The organism is Labedella populi, from assembly GCF_004078655.1.
Classification (GTDB): domain Bacteria; phylum Actinomycetota; class Actinomycetes; order Actinomycetales; family Microbacteriaceae; genus Labedella; species Labedella populi.
This window is the reverse complement of record NZ_RZNC01000001.1, coordinates 950,923-970,102: the sequence shown is the minus strand read 5'-3', so window position 1 is coordinate 970,102 and position 19,180 is coordinate 950,923. Positions and strand designations below refer to the sequence as shown.

General features: G+C 68.1%; 16 protein-coding genes. 5 read left to right on the top strand and 11 right to left on the bottom strand.

From position 1 onward, the window contains the following. Positions 1-30: 30 nt before the first annotated feature. From ELQ92_RS04645 to ELQ92_RS04600, 10 genes are all read right to left on the bottom strand, one after another. Entirely contained in the window at positions 31-1,161 is a 1,131-nt protein-coding gene (locus ELQ92_RS04645; protein WP_128497769.1) for an adenosine deaminase, read from the bottom strand. Between the two features lie 52 nt (positions 1,162-1,213). Further along, a complete protein-coding gene (locus tag ELQ92_RS04640) occupies positions 1,214-2,530 on the bottom strand; it encodes a thymidine phosphorylase (RefSeq protein WP_128497768.1) in 1,317 nt (438 codons plus the stop codon). Between the two features lie 61 nt (positions 2,531-2,591). Then, complete coding sequence (locus ELQ92_RS04635; RefSeq protein ID WP_128497767.1) at positions 2,592-3,029, bottom strand: cytidine deaminase; 438 nt, start codon at positions 3,027-3,029, stop codon at positions 2,592-2,594. After that, the gene (locus tag ELQ92_RS04630) at positions 3,026-4,336 is read right to left on the bottom strand and encodes an ABC transporter permease (RefSeq protein ID WP_128497766.1); all 1,311 of its coding nucleotides are present in this window, start codon (positions 4,334-4,336) and stop codon (positions 3,026-3,028) included. Before ELQ92_RS04630 ends, ELQ92_RS04635 begins: the two co-directional genes overlap by 4 nt. After that, positions 4,333-5,592: an ABC transporter permease gene (locus ELQ92_RS04625; protein WP_128497765.1), complete on the bottom strand. Its 1,260-nt coding sequence runs from the start codon at positions 5,590-5,592 to the stop codon at positions 4,333-4,335. The genes ELQ92_RS04630 and ELQ92_RS04625 overlap by 4 nt, the downstream gene beginning before the upstream one ends. Continuing rightward, positions 5,589-7,103 carry an ABC transporter ATP-binding protein gene (locus ELQ92_RS04620; protein ID WP_128497764.1) on the bottom strand — a complete coding sequence of 505 codons (1,515 nt, stop codon included), beginning with the start codon at positions 7,101-7,103 and terminating at the stop codon, positions 5,589-5,591. The genes ELQ92_RS04625 and ELQ92_RS04620 overlap by 4 nt, the downstream gene beginning before the upstream one ends. A 129-nt stretch (positions 7,104-7,232) precedes the next feature. Further along, positions 7,233-8,321 carry a BMP family lipoprotein gene (locus tag ELQ92_RS04615; protein WP_128497763.1) on the bottom strand — a complete coding sequence of 363 codons (1,089 nt, stop codon included), beginning with the start codon at positions 8,319-8,321 and terminating at the stop codon, positions 7,233-7,235. A gap of 184 nt (positions 8,322-8,505) precedes the next feature. Beyond that, on the bottom strand, positions 8,506-10,998 hold the full coding sequence (locus ELQ92_RS04610; protein ID WP_128498037.1) for a glycoside hydrolase family 65 protein: 2,493 nt from the start codon (positions 10,996-10,998) through the stop codon (positions 8,506-8,508). Positions 10,999-11,044: 46 nt separating this feature from the next. Then, on the bottom strand, positions 11,045-11,809 hold the full coding sequence (locus tag ELQ92_RS04605) for an HAD family hydrolase (RefSeq protein WP_128497762.1): 765 nt from the start codon (positions 11,807-11,809) through the stop codon (positions 11,045-11,047). A 173-nt stretch (positions 11,810-11,982) separates the two neighbouring features. Then, complete coding sequence (locus tag ELQ92_RS04600) at positions 11,983-13,098, bottom strand: mannose-1-phosphate guanylyltransferase (RefSeq protein ID WP_128497761.1); 1,116 nt, start codon at positions 13,096-13,098, stop codon at positions 11,983-11,985. A 94-nt stretch (positions 13,099-13,192) separates the two neighbouring features. Here ELQ92_RS04600 and ELQ92_RS04595 point away from each other — a divergent pair, with 94 nt between their 5' ends. The 5 genes from ELQ92_RS04595 (at position 13,193) to ELQ92_RS04575 (ending at position 17,989) form a co-directional block, all read left to right on the top strand. Then, positions 13,193-14,311 carry a magnesium and cobalt transport protein CorA gene (locus ELQ92_RS04595; protein WP_128497760.1) on the top strand — a complete coding sequence of 373 codons (1,119 nt, stop codon included), beginning with the start codon at positions 13,193-13,195 and terminating at the stop codon, positions 14,309-14,311. A gap of 187 nt (positions 14,312-14,498) precedes the next feature. Further along, positions 14,499-14,930, top strand: a complete 432-nt coding sequence (gene sdhC, locus ELQ92_RS04590; protein WP_279432152.1) for a succinate dehydrogenase, cytochrome b556 subunit — start codon at positions 14,499-14,501, stop codon at positions 14,928-14,930. An 11-nt stretch (positions 14,931-14,941) separates the two neighbouring features. Then, positions 14,942-15,400, top strand: coding sequence for a succinate dehydrogenase hydrophobic membrane anchor subunit (locus ELQ92_RS04585; RefSeq protein WP_128497758.1), 459 nt, complete (start codon positions 14,942-14,944; stop codon positions 15,398-15,400). Between the two features lie 11 nt (positions 15,401-15,411). Further along, the gene (gene sdhA / locus ELQ92_RS04580; protein WP_128497757.1) at positions 15,412-17,226 is read left to right on the top strand and encodes a succinate dehydrogenase flavoprotein subunit; all 1,815 of its coding nucleotides are present in this window, start codon (positions 15,412-15,414) and stop codon (positions 17,224-17,226) included. 1 nt (position 17,227) lies between these two features. Next, positions 17,228-17,989: a succinate dehydrogenase iron-sulfur subunit gene (locus ELQ92_RS04575; protein ID WP_128497756.1), complete on the top strand. Its 762-nt coding sequence runs from the start codon at positions 17,228-17,230 to the stop codon at positions 17,987-17,989. Positions 17,990-18,109: 120 nt separating this feature from the next. On the opposite strand, the gene ELQ92_RS04570 is transcribed toward ELQ92_RS04575, so the two are convergent. Next, complete coding sequence (locus ELQ92_RS04570) at positions 18,110-19,060, bottom strand: FHA domain-containing protein (protein ID WP_128497755.1); 951 nt, start codon at positions 19,058-19,060, stop codon at positions 18,110-18,112. Positions 19,061-19,180 lie beyond the last annotated feature (120 nt).

Below are 19,180 nucleotides of genomic sequence, written 5' to 3'. Positions count from 1 at the left end.
CCTCAGCATGTGGAGGCCGTTCCGGATCGATCAGCGGGCGCGATTCTCCACGTCGTCGAATCCGGCCGAGATGCGCTCCGCGAGGTCCTCACGCTCCTCGAGGGGCAGGAACGAGGCGGCCGCGGCGTTCAGCTGGAAGGCCTCGAGGTCCCCCAGGTCGTACGCGAAGGCGTCGCTCAAGAGTGCGAGCTCGCGAGTGAGGCTCGTCGCGCTCATCGTACGGTTGTCGACGTTGACCGTGACGCGGAACCCCAGCTGGTACAAGAGGTCGAAGGGGTGGTCCTCGATCTCGTCGCCCCAGCGCTCGATGGCGCCCGTCTGGAGGTTCGACGATGGACTGAGCTCGAGCGTGATCTCACGATCCTTCACCCACTGGGCGAGCCGCCCGAGCGACACGTAGACGTTCTCGTCGTCGCTGCGTTCGATGGTGATGTCCTCCGCGAGGCGGACGCCGTGTCCGAGCCGGAGGGCCCGTCCGTCGAAGAGCGCTCCACGGATCGACTCGAGGCCGTCGGCCTCGCCGGCGTGCACCGTAACCGGGAAGTACTCGGAGGCGAGGAAGTCGAAGGCCACGCGCTGGCGGCTGGGCGGGAAGCCCGCCTCTGCTCCCGCGATGTCGAACCCGACGACGCCGCGGTCCCGGTGCCGGACCGCGAGCTCGGCGATCTCGAGGCCGCGATCGGCGTGCCGCATGGCGGTGACGAGTTGTCCCACGCGGATGTCATGACCCGTCCGGGCGGCGTCGTCGATCGCCTCGTCGATGCCCTGTTGCACCGCTTCGACCGTCTCGTCGAGGCTGAGTCCGCCGCGGAGGTGCTGCTCGGGCGCCCAGCGGATCTCGCCGTAGACGACTCCGTCATCGGCGAGGTCCTCGACGAATTCGCGCGCCACCCGCCGGAGTCCCTCGCGGGACTGCATGACGGCGATCGAGAGATCGAACGTCTTGAGGTAGTCGGGGAGGTTGCCCGCCGAGCACGAGTCGACGAACCAGTCGGCGAGGGAATCGGCGTCGGCGGCAGGGAGGTCGAGGTCGATCTCCCGCCCGAGGTCGATGATCGTCTGGGGGCGGAGTCCGCCGTCGAGGTGGTCGTGCAGGGACACCTTCGGAAGGTCCCGCAGGTCGATGCCGTCGGAGAAGAATTCGTCGTCGCTCGTGCTCACTGCATCAGCGTACCGCGACGTCGATCACGCGCCAGGGCGGATCTCCAGCGGATCAGCCGATGCGCTGCCGCACGAGTGGGCCGCTCTCGACGACCGTACCGGCCGGTGCGATCTCCCACGCGCCCTCGACGGCGGCGAGGGCGCGCTCGAACCGTGAGTCGTCGTCGGCCGAGAGGGTGAAGAGCGGTTGCCCTTCCACGACCTCGTCGCCCGGTTTCGCGTGCAGGTCGATGCCGGCGGCGTGCAGTACCGGATCCTGCTGACGCGCACGTCCGGCGCCGAGGCGCCATGCCGCGATGCCGAACGGGAGGGCGTCCTGGCGAGCGAGCACGCCGGAGCGGTCCGCCGTCACCGTGTGCGTCTCGCGCGCGACGGGCAGCGGCGCATCCGGGTCGCCGCCCTGCGCAAAGATGGCGGCGCGCCACGAGTCCATCGCGCGGCCATCGGCGAGCGCCGCCTCGACGTCCGCGTCCGGCTGGCCCACGAGGGCGAGCATCTCCCGGGCCAGTGCGACGGTGAGCTCGACGATGTCGGCGGGCCCGCCTCCTGAGAGCACCTCGACCGACTCGCGTACCTCGTTCGCGTTGCCGATCGCGAGGCCCAGCGGGACGTTCATGTCGGTGAGGAGCGCCGACGTGGCGACGCCGGCATCGGTTCCGAGTTCGACCATGGTGCGAGCGAGCTCCTCGGCCTTGTCGAAGTCCGTCATGAAGGCGCCGGAGCCGAACTTGACGTCGAGGACGAGCGCCTCGGTGCCCTCCGCGATCTTCTTCGACATGATGCTCGATGCGATGAGTGGGATGGCCTCGACCGTCCCCGTGATGTCGCGGAGGGCGTAGAGGCGCTTGTCCGCGGGGGCGAGACCGCTGCCGGCGGCGCAGATCACCCCGCCGACATCGCGCAGTTGAGCGAACATCTGCTCGTTCGTGAGGTCGGCGCGCCAGCCCGGGATGCTCTCGAGCTTGTCGAGGGTCCCACCGGTGTGGCCGAGGCCACGCCCGGAGAGCTGTGGAACGGCGACGCCGAACGACGCGACGAGGGGCATGAGGGGCAAGGTGATCTTGTCCCCGACACCGCCCGTCGAGTGCTTGTCGACCGTGCGCTTGCCGAGCCCCGAGAAATCCATCCGCTCGCCCGACGCGATCATCGCGAGAGTCATGTCGCGGATCTCGCGGCGGCTCATGCCGCGGATGAGGATCGCCATCGCGAGCGCGGACATCTGCTCGTCGGCCACGTAGCGACGCGTGTAGGCCTCGATGAGCCAGTCGATCTCCGCGGTGGCGAGTTCCCCGCCGTCGCGCTTCGTTCGGATGAGGTCGACGACGTCGAAGGCCTCGACGGCCTGGCCGTCCGTGACGGTGACGTTCATGGATGTTCCTTTCCGGCCAACGCGCCGAGACGCGCCGGCGTCCGCGCGGACGGCGCGGGGGTCAGCGGGCGTAGGCGTCGAGGGTGCTCGGGCCGAACGCGTCCGGCAGGACCTCGTCCATCGTGCGGACACCCGAGACCGTCTCGAGGAGCATCCCGGGGGCTGCATGCTCGAACAGCAACTGGCGGCAGCGCCCGCACGGCATGAGGATGTTCCCGTCGCCGTCGACGCACGTGAAGCGGACGAGCTTCCCGCCGCCCGTGAGGTGCAGGGTCGACACGAGGGCGCACTCGGCACACAGCGTCAGACCGTAGGAGGCGTTCTCGACGTTGCAGCCGGAGATCACACGACCGTCGTCGACGATCGCGGCCACCCCCACCGGGAACATCGAGTAGGGCACGTAGGCCTTCCGCATCGCCTCGTCGGCGACCGCGCGCAGAGCGTCCCAATCGGTGTCGTCGGTACCGGCGGGCTGAGGGGCGTTCGAGACGTCGGTCATGACTTGATGTAGGGCTTTCCTGAGGCGGCGGGGCCGCGGGCGTAGCCGACGAGACCGGCCACCGCGAGGACGGTGACGACGTACGGCAGCATGAGCATGAACTCGCTCGGCACGGGCGAGCCGATCGCACCGAGCACGTTCTGGAGATTCGTCGCGAAGCCGAACAGCAGTGCCGCGAACGTGGCACGGACGGGGTTCCACCGCCCGAAGATCACCGCGGCGAGCGCGATGAAGCCCGCTCCCGCGGTCATGTCCTTCCCGAAGCTCGATACCGAATCGAGCGTGAAGTACGCGCCACCGAGCCCCGCGACCGCCCCCGCGAGGGACACGTTCCAGAACCGGGTGGGGTTCACGCGGATGCCGACCGTGTCGGCCGCTTGCGGGTGCTCGCCGACGGCGCGCAGCCGCAGTCCCCACTTGGTGTGGAAGAGCCCGATGTACACGGCGACCACGGCGATGTACATGAGGTACACGATGAGCGTCTGGCGGAAGAGCACCGGGCCGATGACCGGGATGTCGCTCAGCACCGGGATCGGGAAGCGAGGGAAGCGCGGAGCGGTGTTGAGGGCCGCGGTGTCGACGCTCAGGACCGTGGAGTACAGGAACGACGTGAGACCGAGCACGAGCACATTGAGCACGACGCCGACGATCACCTGGTCGACGAGGTACTTGATCGAGAACGCGGCGAGCACGAAGCTCACGAGCACGCCGGCGATCATCGCGGCGACGAGCCCCACGAAGGGATTGCCCGTGACCGAGGCGACGAGTGCGGCGCAGAAGGCCCCGGCGAGCAGCTGGCCCTCGATGGCGACATTCACGACGCCGACGCGCTCGGAGATGACGCCACCGAGCGCCCCGAAGATCAGCGGGGCGCTGAGGGACACCGTGCCGAGGAGGAGACCCGTGACGGGGATCGCTGCCCCAGCCGCCGCCCAGGTCAGGAAGCCGAGGAGGAACAGGAAGGTGAACGCGACGATCGACGCTGCGAGCACCATCCGCCGGGCACGTGCGCTCAACCGGTTCCCCATCGTCGTGAGGGCGACGACGACCACGGTCAGGAGCGCGAGCAGCACCGTCACCGTGATACCGGTGGGACGGGCCGGGAGGACCCAGTCGGCGAGTTGGACGACGTCCGAGTCGCTCGACAGCCGGAACGTCGTGGCCCCGTCGCGGCCGAGCACGACGAAGAGGACGACCGCGACGACGACGAAGACGGCGAGCGCGATGGGCGCCTTCCAGCTGCGGATCTCCGTCGACTCGAGGGTCACCGACACGGGAGTCGCATCGGGCGTGATGGTCGCGCTCACTTGGCCTCGACCTCCTTCGTGACGATCGGCGTGGTGCGGCGGCGTCTCCTGCTGCCGTCCGGCAGGAAGAAGATCGCCCTCACGAGCGGAGGTGCGGCGATGAAGAGGACGATGAGCGACTGCACGATCGTGACGACGTCGACCGGGACGCCTTGCGACGCCTGCATCGCGTAGCCGCCGGCCTTGAACGCTCCGAAGAGGACGCCGGCGGCGAAGATCCCCCACGGCTTGGATCGACCGAGGAGAGCGACTGTGATCGCATCGAAACCGATGCCGGCGTCGATCCCGGAACTGAAGCCCGTCGGGACGGTGCCGAGCACCTGCATCACGCCGGCGAGCCCGAGGAGTCCTCCCGAGACGAGCATCGCGTAGACGTAGATGTTCTTGACGTCCATTCCGGCGACGCGCGCGGCGTTCGGGTTCTCACCCACCGCGCGGAAGCGGAAGCCGAGGCTCGATCTGTTGAGGAGCCACCACACGAAGACCGTCGCGAGGATCACGATGATGAAGCCGACGTGAAGCTTGTACGCCGGTCCGAGCAGCGGCGGGAAGATCGCCGTCTCGAGCATCGGCGGCGACTTGGGGTTCACCTGGTCGGGCGCCTGCAGCAGGCCGGGCGTCCTCAGCATGTAGGCCACGAGGTAGAAGGCGACGTAGTTGAGCATGATCGTCAGGATGACCTCGTGGGCGCCCGTACGCGCTTTGAGGAGGCCGACGATCCCGGCCCAGAGCGCGCCGCCGACGATGCCCGCGATCACGGCGACGATGAGGTGGATGCCCCACGGGAGGTGGAAGGAGAAGCCGACCCATCCGGCGGCCGCGGCGGCGATGAGCATCTGGCCGCGTCCACCGATGTTGAACATTCCGACCCGGAAGGCGAGACCGACTCCGAGGCCCGCGACGATGAGCGGCGCCGCATACGTGAGCGTGTCGGTGAGCGGGCGGATCGCCGTGAGGAAGTCGTCGCGGCGGAAGTTGTAGATCGAGCCCTGGAAGAGCGCGACGTACGCTCCCGACACGGCGTTCCATACCGCGAGGAGGGTGTCCTGCGGTCGGCTGAAGAAGTAGCCGGCGGCGGTCTGGACGTCCTCGTTCGTGAGAGCGATGAGGACGCCGCCGATGAGCAGCGCGAGGAGGACGGCGAGGACCGTGATGAGCACGTTCCCGTTCACGATCTCCTTGAGGATCGCATTCGCCCGAGGCTGGTCGGCGGTCTGCTCCGTCGTGGTCGCCGGTGCCGGCGTACCGCCGCTCACGCGGCGACCTCCGAGGGGCGTTCGCCGGCCATCATGAGGCCGAGGACGTCGCGGGGCGTGTCGCCGGGAACGATGCCGACGATCGAGCCGCGGTACATCACGGCGATGCGGTCGGCGAGGGCGACGACCTCGTCGAGTTCGGTGGACACGACGATGACGGGGATTCCCGCGTCGCGCGTCTCGACCATGCGCTTGTGCACGAACTCGATCGACCCCACGTCGATACCCCGCGTCGGCTGGGCGGCGATCAGGAGTCTCAGATCACGGCTCATCTCGCGAGCGAGGACCACCTTCTGCTGGTTCCCTCCGGACAACCGGCCGGCCGGCGTCGAGATGGACTGGGCGCGGATGTCGAACTCCTTCTTCTTCTCCTCGGCGAAGCCGTCGAGGTGCTCGAGTCGCAGGGAGCCGCGGGCGACGAACGGCTCGCTGTGGGAACGGTCGAGCATGAGGTTCTCGGCGATCGTCATCTCGGCGACGAGGCCGTCCTCGGTCCGGTCCTCCGGCACGAAACCGACTCCGGCGTCGAGCACGCGGCGCACACTCAGACCCGTGAGGACCTGGCCGCCGAGGCTGACGCGGCCGTTCACACGCGGCTGCAGACCCATGATCGCCTCGGTGAGTTCGGTCTGGCCGTTGCCCTGGACCCCGGCGATCGCGAGGATCTCGCCTTCATGAACGGTGAAGCTCACGTCGTTGACGACCTTGAGGCCGTTGGGGTCGATGACATCGAGGTTCTCGACGACGAGGGACGCGGGCCCGGGACGCGCCTGCTGCTTCTGGACGACGAGCTCGACGGCTCGTCCGACCATGAGGGCGGCGAGGTCCGAGTTGCTCGCCGTCGGGGCGGCCTCGCCCACGACCTTGCCGAGCCGGATGACGGTGATGCGATCCGCGACCTCGCGGACCTCGCGGAGCTTGTGGGTGATGAAGACGATCGACGTGCCCTCGTCGCGCAGCTGTCGCATGATCGCCATGAGCTCGTCGGTCTCCTGTGGAGTGAGGACGGCCGTCGGCTCGTCGAAGACGAGGACGCGGGCGTCGCGCGAGAGCGCCTTGATGATCTCGACGCGCTGCTGCACGCCGACGGGCAGGTCCCCGACGATCGCATCGGGGTCGACGCTGAACCCGAAACGGTCGGAGATCTCGCGGACGCGCTTCCGCGCGGCGTCGAGGTCGAGTCGTCCGCCGAAGCTCGTCTGCTCGTGCCCGAGCATGACGTTCTCTGCGACGGTGAATACGGGGATGAGCATGAAGTGCTGGTGGACCATGCCGATGCCGGAGCGCATCGCGTCGCCGGGTCCGTCGAAGTGCTGGACGGCGCCGTCGAGCAGGATCTCGCCCTCGTCGGCCTGGTAGAGGCCGTAGAGCACGTTCATCAGAGTGGACTTGCCGGCACCGTTCTCCCCGAGGAGACAGTGGATCTCGCCGGGGGCGACGACGAGATCGATGTGATCGTTCGCGGTCAGAGCGCCGAAGCGCTTGGTGATCCCGCGGAGTTCGAGTTGCATTCGATGATCCTAAAGCCGGACACAGCGGGAGGCCAGCCGAGCGGCTGGCCTCCCGCTGTCGTCTCACGTGGTCGGGAGGCCGGTCGATCCGACCGGCCTCCCGACGCTGGGGGTGATGCTCCGCTGCTGTTACTCGGCGGCGGGCGAAGCGGGCGACGTGACCTCGATGGATCCGTCGACGATGCCGGCGGAGATCTCGTCGAGCTCGCTCTGCAGCGTCTCGCTCACGGCGTCCTCGAAGTCGTGGAACGGTGCGATGCCGACACCCTCGTTCTCGAGGGTTCCGACGTACGGCGTGTTGTCGAACTCACCGTTGCCGGCCTCCGTCACGACGTCCTCGACACCCGTCGACATCTGCTTGAGGATCGACGTGAGGAAGAACTCCTTGCCCTCGGGGTACGTCTCGTAGAGGTCGGCGTCGACACCGATCATCTTGACGTCCTTGCCGGAGTCGCGGATGGCCTCGATGGCGCTGATGAAGATCGGACCACCGACGGGCAGCAGGATGTCGGCGTTCTGGTTGATGAGCGTCGTCGCGAGCTGCTTGGCGGTGTCGTTCGCCTCGAAGCCACCGGTGAAGGAACCGGTCTGCGCGTCGACGTCCCAGCCGACGACCTGGACGTCGGTGCCCTTCTGCTCGTTGTAGTACGCGACGCCGTCCGCGAAGCCGTCCATGAAGATCGTGACGGTCGGGAACTGCATGCCGCCGAAGGTGCCGACGGTGCCGGTCTCGGTCGTGTCGGCTGCAGCGTAGCCCGCGAGGAACGCGGCCTGGGCCGTGTCGTAGATGATCGGCTTGACGTTGTCGGCCTCGATCGAGTTGTCGTCGAGCATGACGAACTCGACGTCGGGGTTGGCCTCGGCGGCCGCACCGGTCGCCTCGGCGAGTGCGAAGCCGACGGAGACGATGAGGTTGCAGCCCTCGTCGACGAGGCTCGTGATGTTCGGGGCGTAGTCGTCCTCGGTCTCGGACTCGACGTCGACGACCTCGGTGCCGAGCGAGTCGGCGGCCTTCGTGATCCCCTCGAAGCTCGCCTGGTTGAACGACTTGTCGTCGAAGCCACCGGCGTCGGAGACGATGCAGGGAGTGAAGTCGGAAGCCGCGTCGCCGCCGCCGGTGCCGCTCTCCTCGGGCGCCTGGCCGCAGCCGGCGAGGAGCGCGATGACGCCGAGGCTCGCGAGACCGGAGACCGTGGCCCGTCGGGTAGTGATAGTCAAGATGTCCTCCAGAAAGAAGTCCCCGGCAGGACGGCGGGGACGGATGCACACAGGTTACCCAATGTGACGATCCGTCCCGGACCAGGGGAGCTTCTCGCAACAGACTCGTTACATAGCGCGCCGAAGCGGTGAATCGCTGCTCGTTTCCGCCATCGCACGGACGCCCGGCGGAGCCGTCCGGCCCCTAGGAGTCTCCCTCGAGGTCGTCCTCCTGGACGAGGTTGCTCACGACGGGGAGGCTCGCGGTCATGAGGGTGCCGTCGTCGCGGCGCGCCCGCGAGTGGATCCGCTGAGTGGGCTTCCCCGGGATCCGCGGGCCCTGATCGCGCAGCGACACGACGAGCTCGGCGCCCGGCTCGACCGTGTAGGAGGTGCCACGGACCGAGAGCTCGACCGCCTCCCCCTCGACGACCGTGACGCTCAGTTCATTCGGCCGCAGCCGGACGACGAGCTTGCTTCCGCGCCACATGAGGTTGAAGGCGAGCTTCGTCCACTCGGCGGGCAGCCGCGGGTCGAACGAGAGCCGTCCGTCGTAGTCGCGCATGCCCCCGAAACCACTGACGAGCGAACTCCACACTCCTCCGGCCGACGCGACGTGCACGCCGTCCGCCGCGTTGTTGTGGAGGTCGGCGAGATCGACGAAGAGCGAGTCGTGGAAGTAGTCGAGCGCGAGGTCCTGGTAGCCGATCTCCGCCGCGATGATCGACTGAACGGCGCCCGAGAGAGTCGAGTCACCGGTCGTCAGCGGGTCGTAATACTCGAAATCGGCGAGTTTCTCCTCGTGCGTGAACTCGTCCCCCTGCAGGAACAACGCGAGCACGACGTCCGCTTGCTTGAGTACCTGGAACCGGTAGATGACGAGCGGGTGGAAGTGGAGCAGGAGGGGCATCTGGTCCTTCGGCGTGTTCGCCAGATCCCACACCTCGCGGTCGAGGAACAGCGAGTCCTGCGGATGGATGCCGAGCGCCTCTGAATAGGGGATCGCCATTGACGCGCCGATGCGCTCCCACTCTTCGATCTCCGAGTCCGAGAGCGCGAGTCGGGCGATCAGGAGCGCATAACCCTGCGGGTCCGACTGCTCGAGCTCGCGCACCGACTGCGCCGCGTAACGCAGATTGAACCGTGCCATCACGTTCGTGAAGAGGTTGTCGTTCACGACGGTCGTGTATTCGTCCGGCCCGGTCACGCCGTGGATGTGGAAGGTCTCGGTGTCCTCGTCCACAATGCGCCAGAACCCGAGCGTCGCCCAGAGCCGTGCGGTCTCCACGGCGATGTCGATCGCGCCGCGGTGGAGGAACTCCGTGTCACCCGTCGCCCGGACGTATCGCGCGAGCGCATACGTCACGTCGGCGTTGATGTGGTACTGCGCGGTGCCCGCCGCGTAGTAGGCCGAGGCCTCCTCGCCGCTGATGGTCCGCCACGGGAAGAGCGCGCCGTCCTCGTTGAGCTGGGCGGCCCGCTTGCGCGCGGCCGGAAGCATCTGCTCGCGCATGCGGAGCGCGTTGCGCGCGAAGAGCGGCGTCGTGTAGCTGAGGAACGGGAGCACGTAGATCTCGGTGTCCCAGAAGTAGTGGCCGCTGTAGCCGCTCCCGGTGAGGCCCTTCGCCGGGATGCCGAGCCCATCGGCGCGCGCGGCGGCCTGGGCCAGCTGCAGGAGGTTCCAGCGCACGGCCTGCTGGATCTCGGGCTGCCCGTCCACCTCGACGTCGGACGCGCGCCAGTAGGTGTCGAGCCAATCGCGCTGCTTGTCGCTCTGGGCGGCGATCCCCTCCGAGCGCGCACGGTCGAGCGTCCGCCGGCAGCGGTTGATGAGCTCACGCGTCGGCGCCCCCCGCGAGGAGTGGTAGCTCACGAACTTCGTGATGCTGATCGGAACCCCGGCCTTCGCCTGGACCCGGTAGACGTTCTTGGCGATGTCCGGCTCGATGATGGTGCGGTGCACGTAGTCGTTGTCGGTGTCGATCGTGTGATCGGCGGCCACGGCGACGGTCATCCCTGAGTTCGCGACACGATAGCTGAGGACGCTCCGCCCGCCGTCCTGCCAGTACTCGCCGGGGATGAGGACGCGGTCGGAGATCTTGTCGGTCTTCCGCGGATCGAAAGTCTTGCCACTTCGCCCGGGCGCTCCGCCGTACTCGTCCTCGCCGTCCTGCCGGTTGAGCATCTGGCACGAGATCGTCACCGGGGCGTCGGCGTCCTCCACGGTGACCTCCATCGTGAGGAGGGCGAGGTGTCGCTCGACGAACGACACCATCCGGGTGGTCTTGACGCGCACCCTCTTGCCGGCGGGCGTGAACCAGAGGAGCTCGCGGGAGAGTTCGCCGGAGCGGAAGTCGAGCGTGCGGGTGTAGTCGAGGAGCTCGGCTTCGTCGAGCGAGAGCGGCTCGTCGTCGACGTAGAGGCGCATGACCTTCGCGTCCGGAGCGTTCACGATGGTCTGACCGACCTCGGCGAAGCCGTATGCCTGCTCGGCGTGCCGGATCTGCCACGTCTCGTGCAGGCCGTTGATGAAGGTTCCGTGTTCGTGGGCCTTGCGACCCTCCGCGTTGTTCCCGCGCATCCCGAGGTAGCCGTTGCCGATCGAGAAGAGGGTCTCGGTGAGGCCCGCCGACTCGACGTCGAACTTCTTCTCGACGAGCTTCCACGGGTCGACCGGGAAGCGCTCGCGATCCATCATCGCCATGGGGTGTGTGGTCCTTCGGGTCGGGAAGCGGAGAAAAGGGTCACTCGGCGGCGGAGTCGGCCGAGAGCAGTTCCGAGAGATCGGACACGACGACGCCCGCTCCGGCCGCGAGGAGCGCGTCGGCACCCGCGCCGCGGTCGACACCGAGGACGAGGCCGAAGCCGCCGACGGCGCCGGCGGCGACGCCGGAGGTCGCGTCCTCCACGACGACGGCGCGCGACGGATCGACGCCGAGTCGCGTCGCCCCGAGGAGGAACATGTCGGGTGCCGGCTTGCTCGGAAGGCCCTCCACCTCGGCGACGGCGCCGTCCACGACGACGCCGAAGCGCTCGCGCAGGCCCGCGGCGGTGAGGACCGCCTCGGCGTTCTTCGAGCTCGAGACGACGGCCTTCGGAACGCCGGCGGCGTCGAGCACATCGAGCATCGCGACCGATCCGGCATACGGCTCCACGCCCTCGCGTGCGAGCGTCTCGGCGAACGCGATGTTCTTGCGGTTGCCGACGCCGCACACCGTCTCGGCGGTCGGGGCGTCCTCCGGCGAGCCCCACGGCAGTTCGATGCCGCGGGAGGCGAGCAGGCGGGACACGCCCTCGTAGCGCTGCATCCCGTCGAGGTACAGGAAGTAGTCCTCGTCGAGATAGGGCTTCGCCACCCCCCAGGCGGCGAACAGCTCGGTGAACATGAGCTTCCACGCGTGCATGTGCACGTCGGCCGTCGGCGTCAGGACTCCGTCGAGGTCGAAGAGCACGGCGTCGTACGTGGTGAGGTCGGGCAGGAGCGCGTTGCCCGATGGGGTGGTTGTCACGGAGTCTCCACTGGTGGTGGGTGCGGGAATCGACACGTCGCGCCCACATCGTCAGGGGCCGTCGGAGTCAATCTTGTCAGTCATACCGTGATGCGCAAGACGACGGCGACCGGTCTGTGCAGAGTGGGACGCCGGTGCCGCGTCGAGGACGACGGCGGCGGGAGCGGCCGGGGTCAGAGGACGTCGCCCCGACCCGAGAGTTTGAGCGCGTCGACGACCGACTTCACCCGTTGAGCGTTCTCGCGGGTCGTGACGAGCAGCGCGTCCGGCGTATCGACGACGACGATGTCGTTGACACCGATGAGGCTGATGACCCGGGTCGTCTGCGTGACGACGATGCCGCTCGACGAGTCGGCGAGCACTCGCGCATTCTCGCCGAGGATCGCGAGGTCCGACGGTCGACCACCGGAGTTGATCTTCGCGAGCGACGCGAAGTCGCCCACGTCGTCCCAATCGAAGTGCCCCGGGACCACAGCGAGCCGACCGGCTTTCGCCGCGGGCTCGGCGACCGCGTAGTCGATCGCGACCTTCGGCAGGCCCGGCCAGATCCTGTCGACGGCCGGCCCGCGGAGCGCCGGATCGTCCCAGACGGCCGCGAGCTCGAGCAGTCCGTCGCGGAGCTCGGGTTCCGAGCGGCCGAGCTCCTCGAGCAGGACGTCGGCGCGACTGATGAACATCCCGGCGTTCCAGAGGTACTCCCCCGAACGCAGATAGCGGCGCGCCGTCGCGAGGTTCGGCTTCTCGACGAAGGAGCGCACGCGGAGGGCGTTCGGGGACGCGTCGATCGAGAGGCTCTCGCCGCTGTTGATGTACCCGAATCCGATGGCCGGCTCCGTCGGCTGGATGCCGATCGTGGTGATGTAGCCGGCGTCGGCGGCAGCGACGGCCTCCGCGACCGTCGCGCGGAACTGTCGGGAGCTGCGGATGACGTGGTCGGCTGCGAACGAGCCGATGATGACGTCGGGTTCGCGGCGGGACAGGATCGCCGCGGCCAGACCGATCGCCGCGGACGAGTCACGGGGCTCGCTCTCGAGCACGATGTTGTGATCGGCGATGCCGGGGAGTTGAGCTTCGACGGCGGCGCGGTGGGCGCGCCCGGTGACGACCATGATCCGGTCGGCACCGGCGATCGGGGAGAGCCGATCGTACGTCGCCCGCAGCAACGTGCTGCCACTACCGGTGAGGTCGTGCAGGAACTTCGGGGCGTCGGCGCGGGAGAGGGGCCACAACCGGGAACCGATCCCCCCGGCCGGGATCACACTGTAGAACCGCTCGAGAGACGTCGTCATGGGGCCACCATACCGACACGGCACTTCCGCGACATGACGGGAGAAGCGCCCCTGTGAGCGGGTCTACAGTAAGGACGTCACGGAAGGGGCGGCAGTGAACGATCGCAACACCCTCGGCATCCCGCTTCCCGATGTGAAGCGCTCATCGGCCACCCGAGGCGCCCGCCGCCTCGTGCACGCACCCGACGATCGGGACAGCCTCGTCGCCGCGGGCGTCTACTCCGACGGCCGCAAGGTCTCGACGCCCGCTACCTTGTCCGAGGCCTTCCAGATCCTCCGCACCACGACGGACGGCTTCGCCTGGATCGGGCTCTACCGGCCGGACGAGAACGAGATCGGAGCGATCGCGGACGAGTTCGGACTCCACGCCCTCGCCGTCGAGGACGCTGTCGTCGCGCATCAGCGCCCGAAGATGGAGCGCTACGACGACGTCCTCTTCATGGTGCTGCGCGCGGCCGACTACGTCGATGAGGACGAGCGCCTCGAGTTCGGGGAACTGCATCTCTTCGTCGGCCCGAACTTCATCGTGACCTTGAGGCATTCGGAGGCACCACAACTCACGGGTGTCCGCTCGCGTATGGAGGCCAACCCCGATCTGCTCGCCCTCGGTCCCCACGCCGTGCTCTACGCGATCATCGACGCCGTCGTCGACGAGTACGTGCCCGTCGTCCAGGGGCTCTCGAACGACATCGACGAGATCGAGGAGCAAGTGTTCGAGGGCGACACGACCGTCTCGCGCCGCATCTACGAACTCTCCCGCGAGGTGATCGCCTTCGAGCGCGCCGAGCAGCCCCTCCTCGACGTCGTGCGCCGACTCGAACTCGGGAGCGAGAAATACGGCGTCGCACCCGAGCTGCAGCGCGGCCTCCGCGACGTGTCCGACCACCTCCAGCACATCGACGAGAAGGTGATGGGGTTCCGCCAGCTCCTGCGGGACATCCTCACGGTCAACGGCACCCTCGTCGCCCAGCGGCAGAACGACGAGATCGCGCGCATGACGGAGACGAGCCTGCAGCAGGGCGAGGTCGTGAAACGGATCTCGGCATGGGCGGCCATCCTCTTCGGCCCGACGATCATCACGGGCGTCTACGGCATGAACTTCGACGTCATGCCCGAGCTGCACTGGCTCTTCGGCTACCCCTTCGCACTCGCGCTCCTCCTCGCCTCGGGCGTCACCCTCTACGCGGTGTTCAAACGGAAGACCTGGCTCTGAGCCGGCGTCGCGGGCGGACACGAGCGACGCTCGGCGACACCCAGTGTCTCGACGTCGAGAGGGTTAGGGTCCCCTAAAGGGACAATGTCGGCGGGGCCGAATAGACTGGGTTCACGCGCCGAAGTGACGCACGGGGCCGCACAGGCTCCGACAACCCCCGCCGGAAATGGGAGGTCGTTTCGTGTCAGTGAAGACTGTCGGAACACCGGAGCAATCGCGAGAGCCCGATCTCTCCACTACGACGTCGCGCCGTCCCGCCGGTACCCTGTACCGCGGCCGCGAGGGCATGTGGTCGTGGGTGCTGCACCGCATCACCGGCGTGGCCATCTTCTTCTTCCTGCTCGTGCACGTGCTCGACACGGCGCTCGTGCGGGTCTCCCCCGAGGCGTACAACGCCGTCATCGGCACATACCAGACCCCGATCATGGGTCTCGGCGAGGTCGCCCTCGTCGGCGCCATCGTCTTCCACGCGTTCAACGGCATCCGGATCATCCTCATCGACTTCTGGTCGAAGGGCACCGTCTACCAGCGCGTCATGTTCTACGTCGTGATCGGCCTCTGGGCCATCACGATGATCGGTTTCGTGCCGCGGCACCTGATCAACGTGTTCAGCCACTGAGGGGGACGATCATGACTTCCACGACCATCGAATCCCCCCGCACCCCGGCCGGCTCCGCGAAGACGCGCGGCATCAACTGGGAGAAGTGGGGCTGGGTGTACATGCGCGTCTCCGGCGTCGTGCTCCTCGTGCTCATCTTCGGACATCTCTTCGTCAACCTCATGGTCGGCGAAGGCGTAAAGGCGATCGACTTCGCCTTCGTCGGCGGCAAGTGGTCGGACCCGTTCTGGATGGTCTGGGACACGCTCATGCTGTGGCTCGCGATGATCCACGGCGGCAACGGCATGCGTACGATCGTCAACGACTACGCGCGCACGCCGGTCCTCCGGAAGGTCCTCAAGGGCGCGATCCTCGCGTCGGTCGTCGTCCTCATCGCGCTCGGCACCCTGGTCGTCTTCACGTTCGATCCGTGCCCGCCGGTGACTGCCGACCAGGCGCACCTGCTCCCCTCCTTCTGCCCCGCCCCCTAGTCACAGGAACCATGACGAATTCCACAGGTACCACCACGTCCGACTCGACGATCGTGGACGGCGTCCACTACCACCAGTTCGACATCGTGATCGTGGGTGCCGGCGGTGCCGGCATGCGCGCGGCGATCGAGGCCGGCCCCGGCGCGAAGACCGCCGTCATCTCGAAGCTCTACCCCACGCGTTCCCACACGGGAGCGGCGCAAGGCGGCATGGCCGCAGCGCTCGCGAACGTCGAGGAGGACAGCTGGGAGTGGCACACCTTCGACACCGTCAAGGGCGGCGACTACCTCGTCGACCAGGACGCGGCCGAGATCCTCGCGAAGGAGGCCATCGACGCGGTCATCGACCTCGAGAACATGGGCCTGCCGTTCAACCGCACCCCCGAGGGCAAGATCGATCAGCGGCGCTTCGGCGGCCACACTCGCGATCACGGCAAGGCGCCCGTCCGACGCGCCTGCTACGCGGCCGACCGCACCGGCCACATGATCCTCCAGACGCTCTTCCAGAACTGCGTCAAGCTCGGCATCAACTTCTTCAACGAGTTCTACGTCCTCGACGTCGTCATGACCGAGGTCGACGGGGTCGAGCAGCCGTCGGGCGTCGTCGCGTACGAGCTCTCGACGGGCGACCTGCACGTCTTCCAGTCGAAGGCCATCATCTTCGCCACGGGCGGCTTCGGGAAGATCTACAAGACGACCTCGAACGCGCACACGCTCACGGGCGACGGCGTCGGCATCATCTGGCGCAAGAAGCTGCCGCTCGAGGACATGGAGTTCTTCCAGTTCCACCCCACGGGACTCGCGGGCCTCGGCATCCTCCTCACGGAGGGCGCGCGCGGTGAGGGCGCGATCCTCCGCAACGCATCCGGCGAACGCTTCATGGAGCGTTACGCCCCCACCATCAAGGACCTCGCGCCCCGCGACATCGTGGCACGCTGCATGGTGCAGGAGGTCGCGGAGGGCCGTGGCGCCGGTCCCCACAAGGACTACGTCCTGCTCGACTGCACGCACCTCGGCGCCGAGGTCCTCGAGACCAAGCTCCCCGACATCACGGAGTTCGCGCGCACCTACCTCGGCGTCGACCCCGTCGTCGAGCCGGTCCCGGTCATGCCGACGGCGCACTACGCGATGGGCGGCATCCCCACGAACGTCGCCGCCGAGGTCCTGCGTGACAACACGACCGTCGTCCCCGGCCTCTACGCCGCCGGCGAGTGCGCGTGTGTCTCGGTCCACGGCTCGAACCGTCTCGGCACGAACTCGCTCCTCGACATCAACGTCTTCGGGAAGCGCGCCGGCCGCAATGCCGTCGAGTACGTCAAGGGCGTCGACTTCACCCCGCTCCCGGAGGACCCGACGAAGGAGATCCGCGAGCTCATCGCGCAACTGCGCTCGGCGACGGGCACCGAGCGCGTCTCGGTCCTCCGCAAGGAGCTGCAGGACAACATGGACCGCAACGCCCAGGTTTTCCGGACCGACGAGTCGCTCGCCGACGTCACCGAGATCATCCACGGCCTCCGCGAGCGCTACCTCGGCATCTCGGTGCAGGACAAGGGCAAGCGCTACAACACCGACCTGCTCGAGGCGATCGAGCTCGGATTCCTTCTCGACCTCGCCGAGGTCGTCGTGTTCTCGGCTCGCAACCGCAAGGAGAGCCGCGGCGGGCACATGCGCGACGACTACCCGAAGCGCGACGACGAGAACTACATGAAGCACACGATGGCCTACCTGTCGGGAGACCCCCACTCGGCCAATCCGGCGGACCACATCCGCCTGGACTGGAAACCCGTGGTGATCACCCGATACGAGCCCATGGAGAGGAAGTACTGACATGTCGACGGCCACCCTCGACGCAGCACCGAGCGACGCCGACGCGATCGAGTCGTTCACCGTCACGCTCATCATCCGTCGCTTCGACCCCGACGCCGACGACGAGCCGCGCTGGCAGGACTTCGACGTCGAGATGTTCGCGACGGACCGCATCCTCGACGCCCTGCACAAGATCAAGTGGGAGCAGGACGGCTCGCTCACGTTCCGTCGCTCGTGCGCGCACGGCATCTGCGGTTCCGACGCCATGCGCATCAACGGCCGCAACCGCCTCGCCTGCAAGACGCTGATCAAGGACCTCGACATCTCGAAGCCCATCTACGTCGAGGCGATCAAGGGCCTGCCCCTCGAGAAGGACCTCATCGTCGACATGGAGCCGTTCTTCGCCTCCTACCGGGAGGTCCAGCCGTTCCTCCAGGCGCGCACGATGCCCGGTGCCGGCAAGGAGCGCGTCCAGTCGGTCGTGGACCGGGCCCGCTTCGACGACACCACGAAGTGCATCCTCTGCGCCGCGTGCACGTCGTCGTGCCCCGTGTTCTGGACGGACGGGCAGTACTTCGGTCCCGCCGCCATCGTCAACGCGCACCGTTTCATCTTCGACTCCCGAGACGACGAAGCGAAGGTGCGCCTCGACATCCTCGGGGGCAAGGACGGCGTGTGGCGCTGCCGCACCACGTTCAACTGCACCGAGGCGTGCCCCCGCGGCATCCAGGTGACTCAGGCGATCGCCGAGGTCAAGTCCGCGCTCATGCGCGGCACCGCCTGACCCGCACTCCCCCGCCCACGTGACGGCGCCGGTACTCGATCAGCCGAGTACCGGCGCCGTTGTCGTGTCGAGAGGTCGATCCGGAGGCGAGCACCCTCGCCGGGAGATCGGCGAGGCGGATCAGCGGCCGGGCTCGAGTGGCTGGCCCGGCATGATCTCGATGACGTTGCCGTCGCCCATGTCGACGAAGGTCCCCGCCGGGACGACGAGCGACTGACCGGCGGCGAGGCGCTGCCAGCTGGAGCCCGGGACGATGAGCGACGTTCCGTTCGTCGACTTCAGGTCGGTGACGACGACGCTGTCCCCGACCTGCTCCACCTTCACATGGGTGGCCGACACCGACTTCGTCGAGGACTGCACGATGACGACGCGTCCACCCGCGGAGGGCAGCTTGGGATTCCGCCCGAAGTAGTGCGGCACGTCGAGCGCGAACGGCGGGCTCCCGTTCAGGCGATAGCCGTACATGAGCGTCCGGGGTCCCCCGGGGACGGCCGGCTCATCAGGCGCGTCGAGGTCACGAGGTCGCGGGAGGTCCGACCGCAGCACGGTATGGCCGTCGTGCGCGGCCTCGGCGACGCTGATGGCGCCCGTGCGCGGCTGCGTGAGGCGCTCGTCGGCGAACACCATGTCGAGCCGACCGGCCCGGACGACCCCCTCCGTGAGCGGCAGGGCCGGTGCGTGGATCTGCGCCGGGTCCCCGAGCGCGACGTGCGATACGGCGTCGAGACGCGTCCGGAACCACGGGCTGCTCTCCGCGACGACCCGGCGACGCGTCCCCGAGGCGAGCACGTCGAGTCCCGCGCCCGCGTGCACAAACAGGGTGAGCGCCGAATCACCCTCCTCCACGGGCAGTCCCACGACGGCGAAGGGCAACGGACTCCCGCCGAGCTCCGCCGGTACCGCGTCGAGGACGCGATCGACGGTCGCACCCTCTGCGGACGCCGTGGCCCACAGACGCGAGATCAGGACATGGTCGGGAGCCGAATTCAGGGCGACGACGATCCGGCGCGTGACGAGCAGGACCCAGTCGGGGCTGTCCGTCCACGCCGAGTATCGGATGCTGGGATTCACGAACCACCTCAGGACGACGGGCGTGCGGCCGGCTCGGGGAACGTCGGTCGGCTTCGGCACACGCCTCCGGCCATTCTGTCAGAACACCCCCCGTATGCGGGACTCGGCCGCCGCCGGGTC

Bases quoted from the DNA above. Each gene is read 5' to 3' on its own strand.
- ELQ92_RS04575 (WP_128497756.1), top strand. From the start codon at position 17,228: ATGTCGACGGCCACCCTCGACGCAGCACCGAGCGACGCCGACGCGATC.
- ELQ92_RS04620 (WP_128497764.1), bottom strand. From the start codon at position 7,103: ATGCAACTCGAACTCCGCGGGATCACCAAGCGCTTCGGCGCTCTGACC.
- sdhA (WP_128497757.1), top strand. From the start codon at position 15,412: ATGACGAATTCCACAGGTACCACCACGTCCGACTCGACGATCGTGGAC.
- ELQ92_RS04610 (WP_128498037.1), bottom strand. From the start codon at position 10,998: ATGATGGATCGCGAGCGCTTCCCGGTCGACCCGTGGAAGCTCGTCGAG.
- ELQ92_RS04600 (WP_128497761.1), bottom strand. From the start codon at position 13,098: ATGACGACGTCTCTCGAGCGGTTCTACAGTGTGATCCCGGCCGGGGGG.
- ELQ92_RS04640 (WP_128497768.1), bottom strand. From the start codon at position 2,530: ATGAACGTCACCGTCACGGACGGCCAGGCCGTCGAGGCCTTCGACGTC.
- ELQ92_RS04585 (WP_128497758.1), top strand. From the start codon at position 14,942: ATGACTTCCACGACCATCGAATCCCCCCGCACCCCGGCCGGCTCCGCG.
- ELQ92_RS04635 (WP_128497767.1), bottom strand. From the start codon at position 3,029: ATGACCGACGTCTCGAACGCCCCTCAGCCCGCCGGTACCGACGACACC.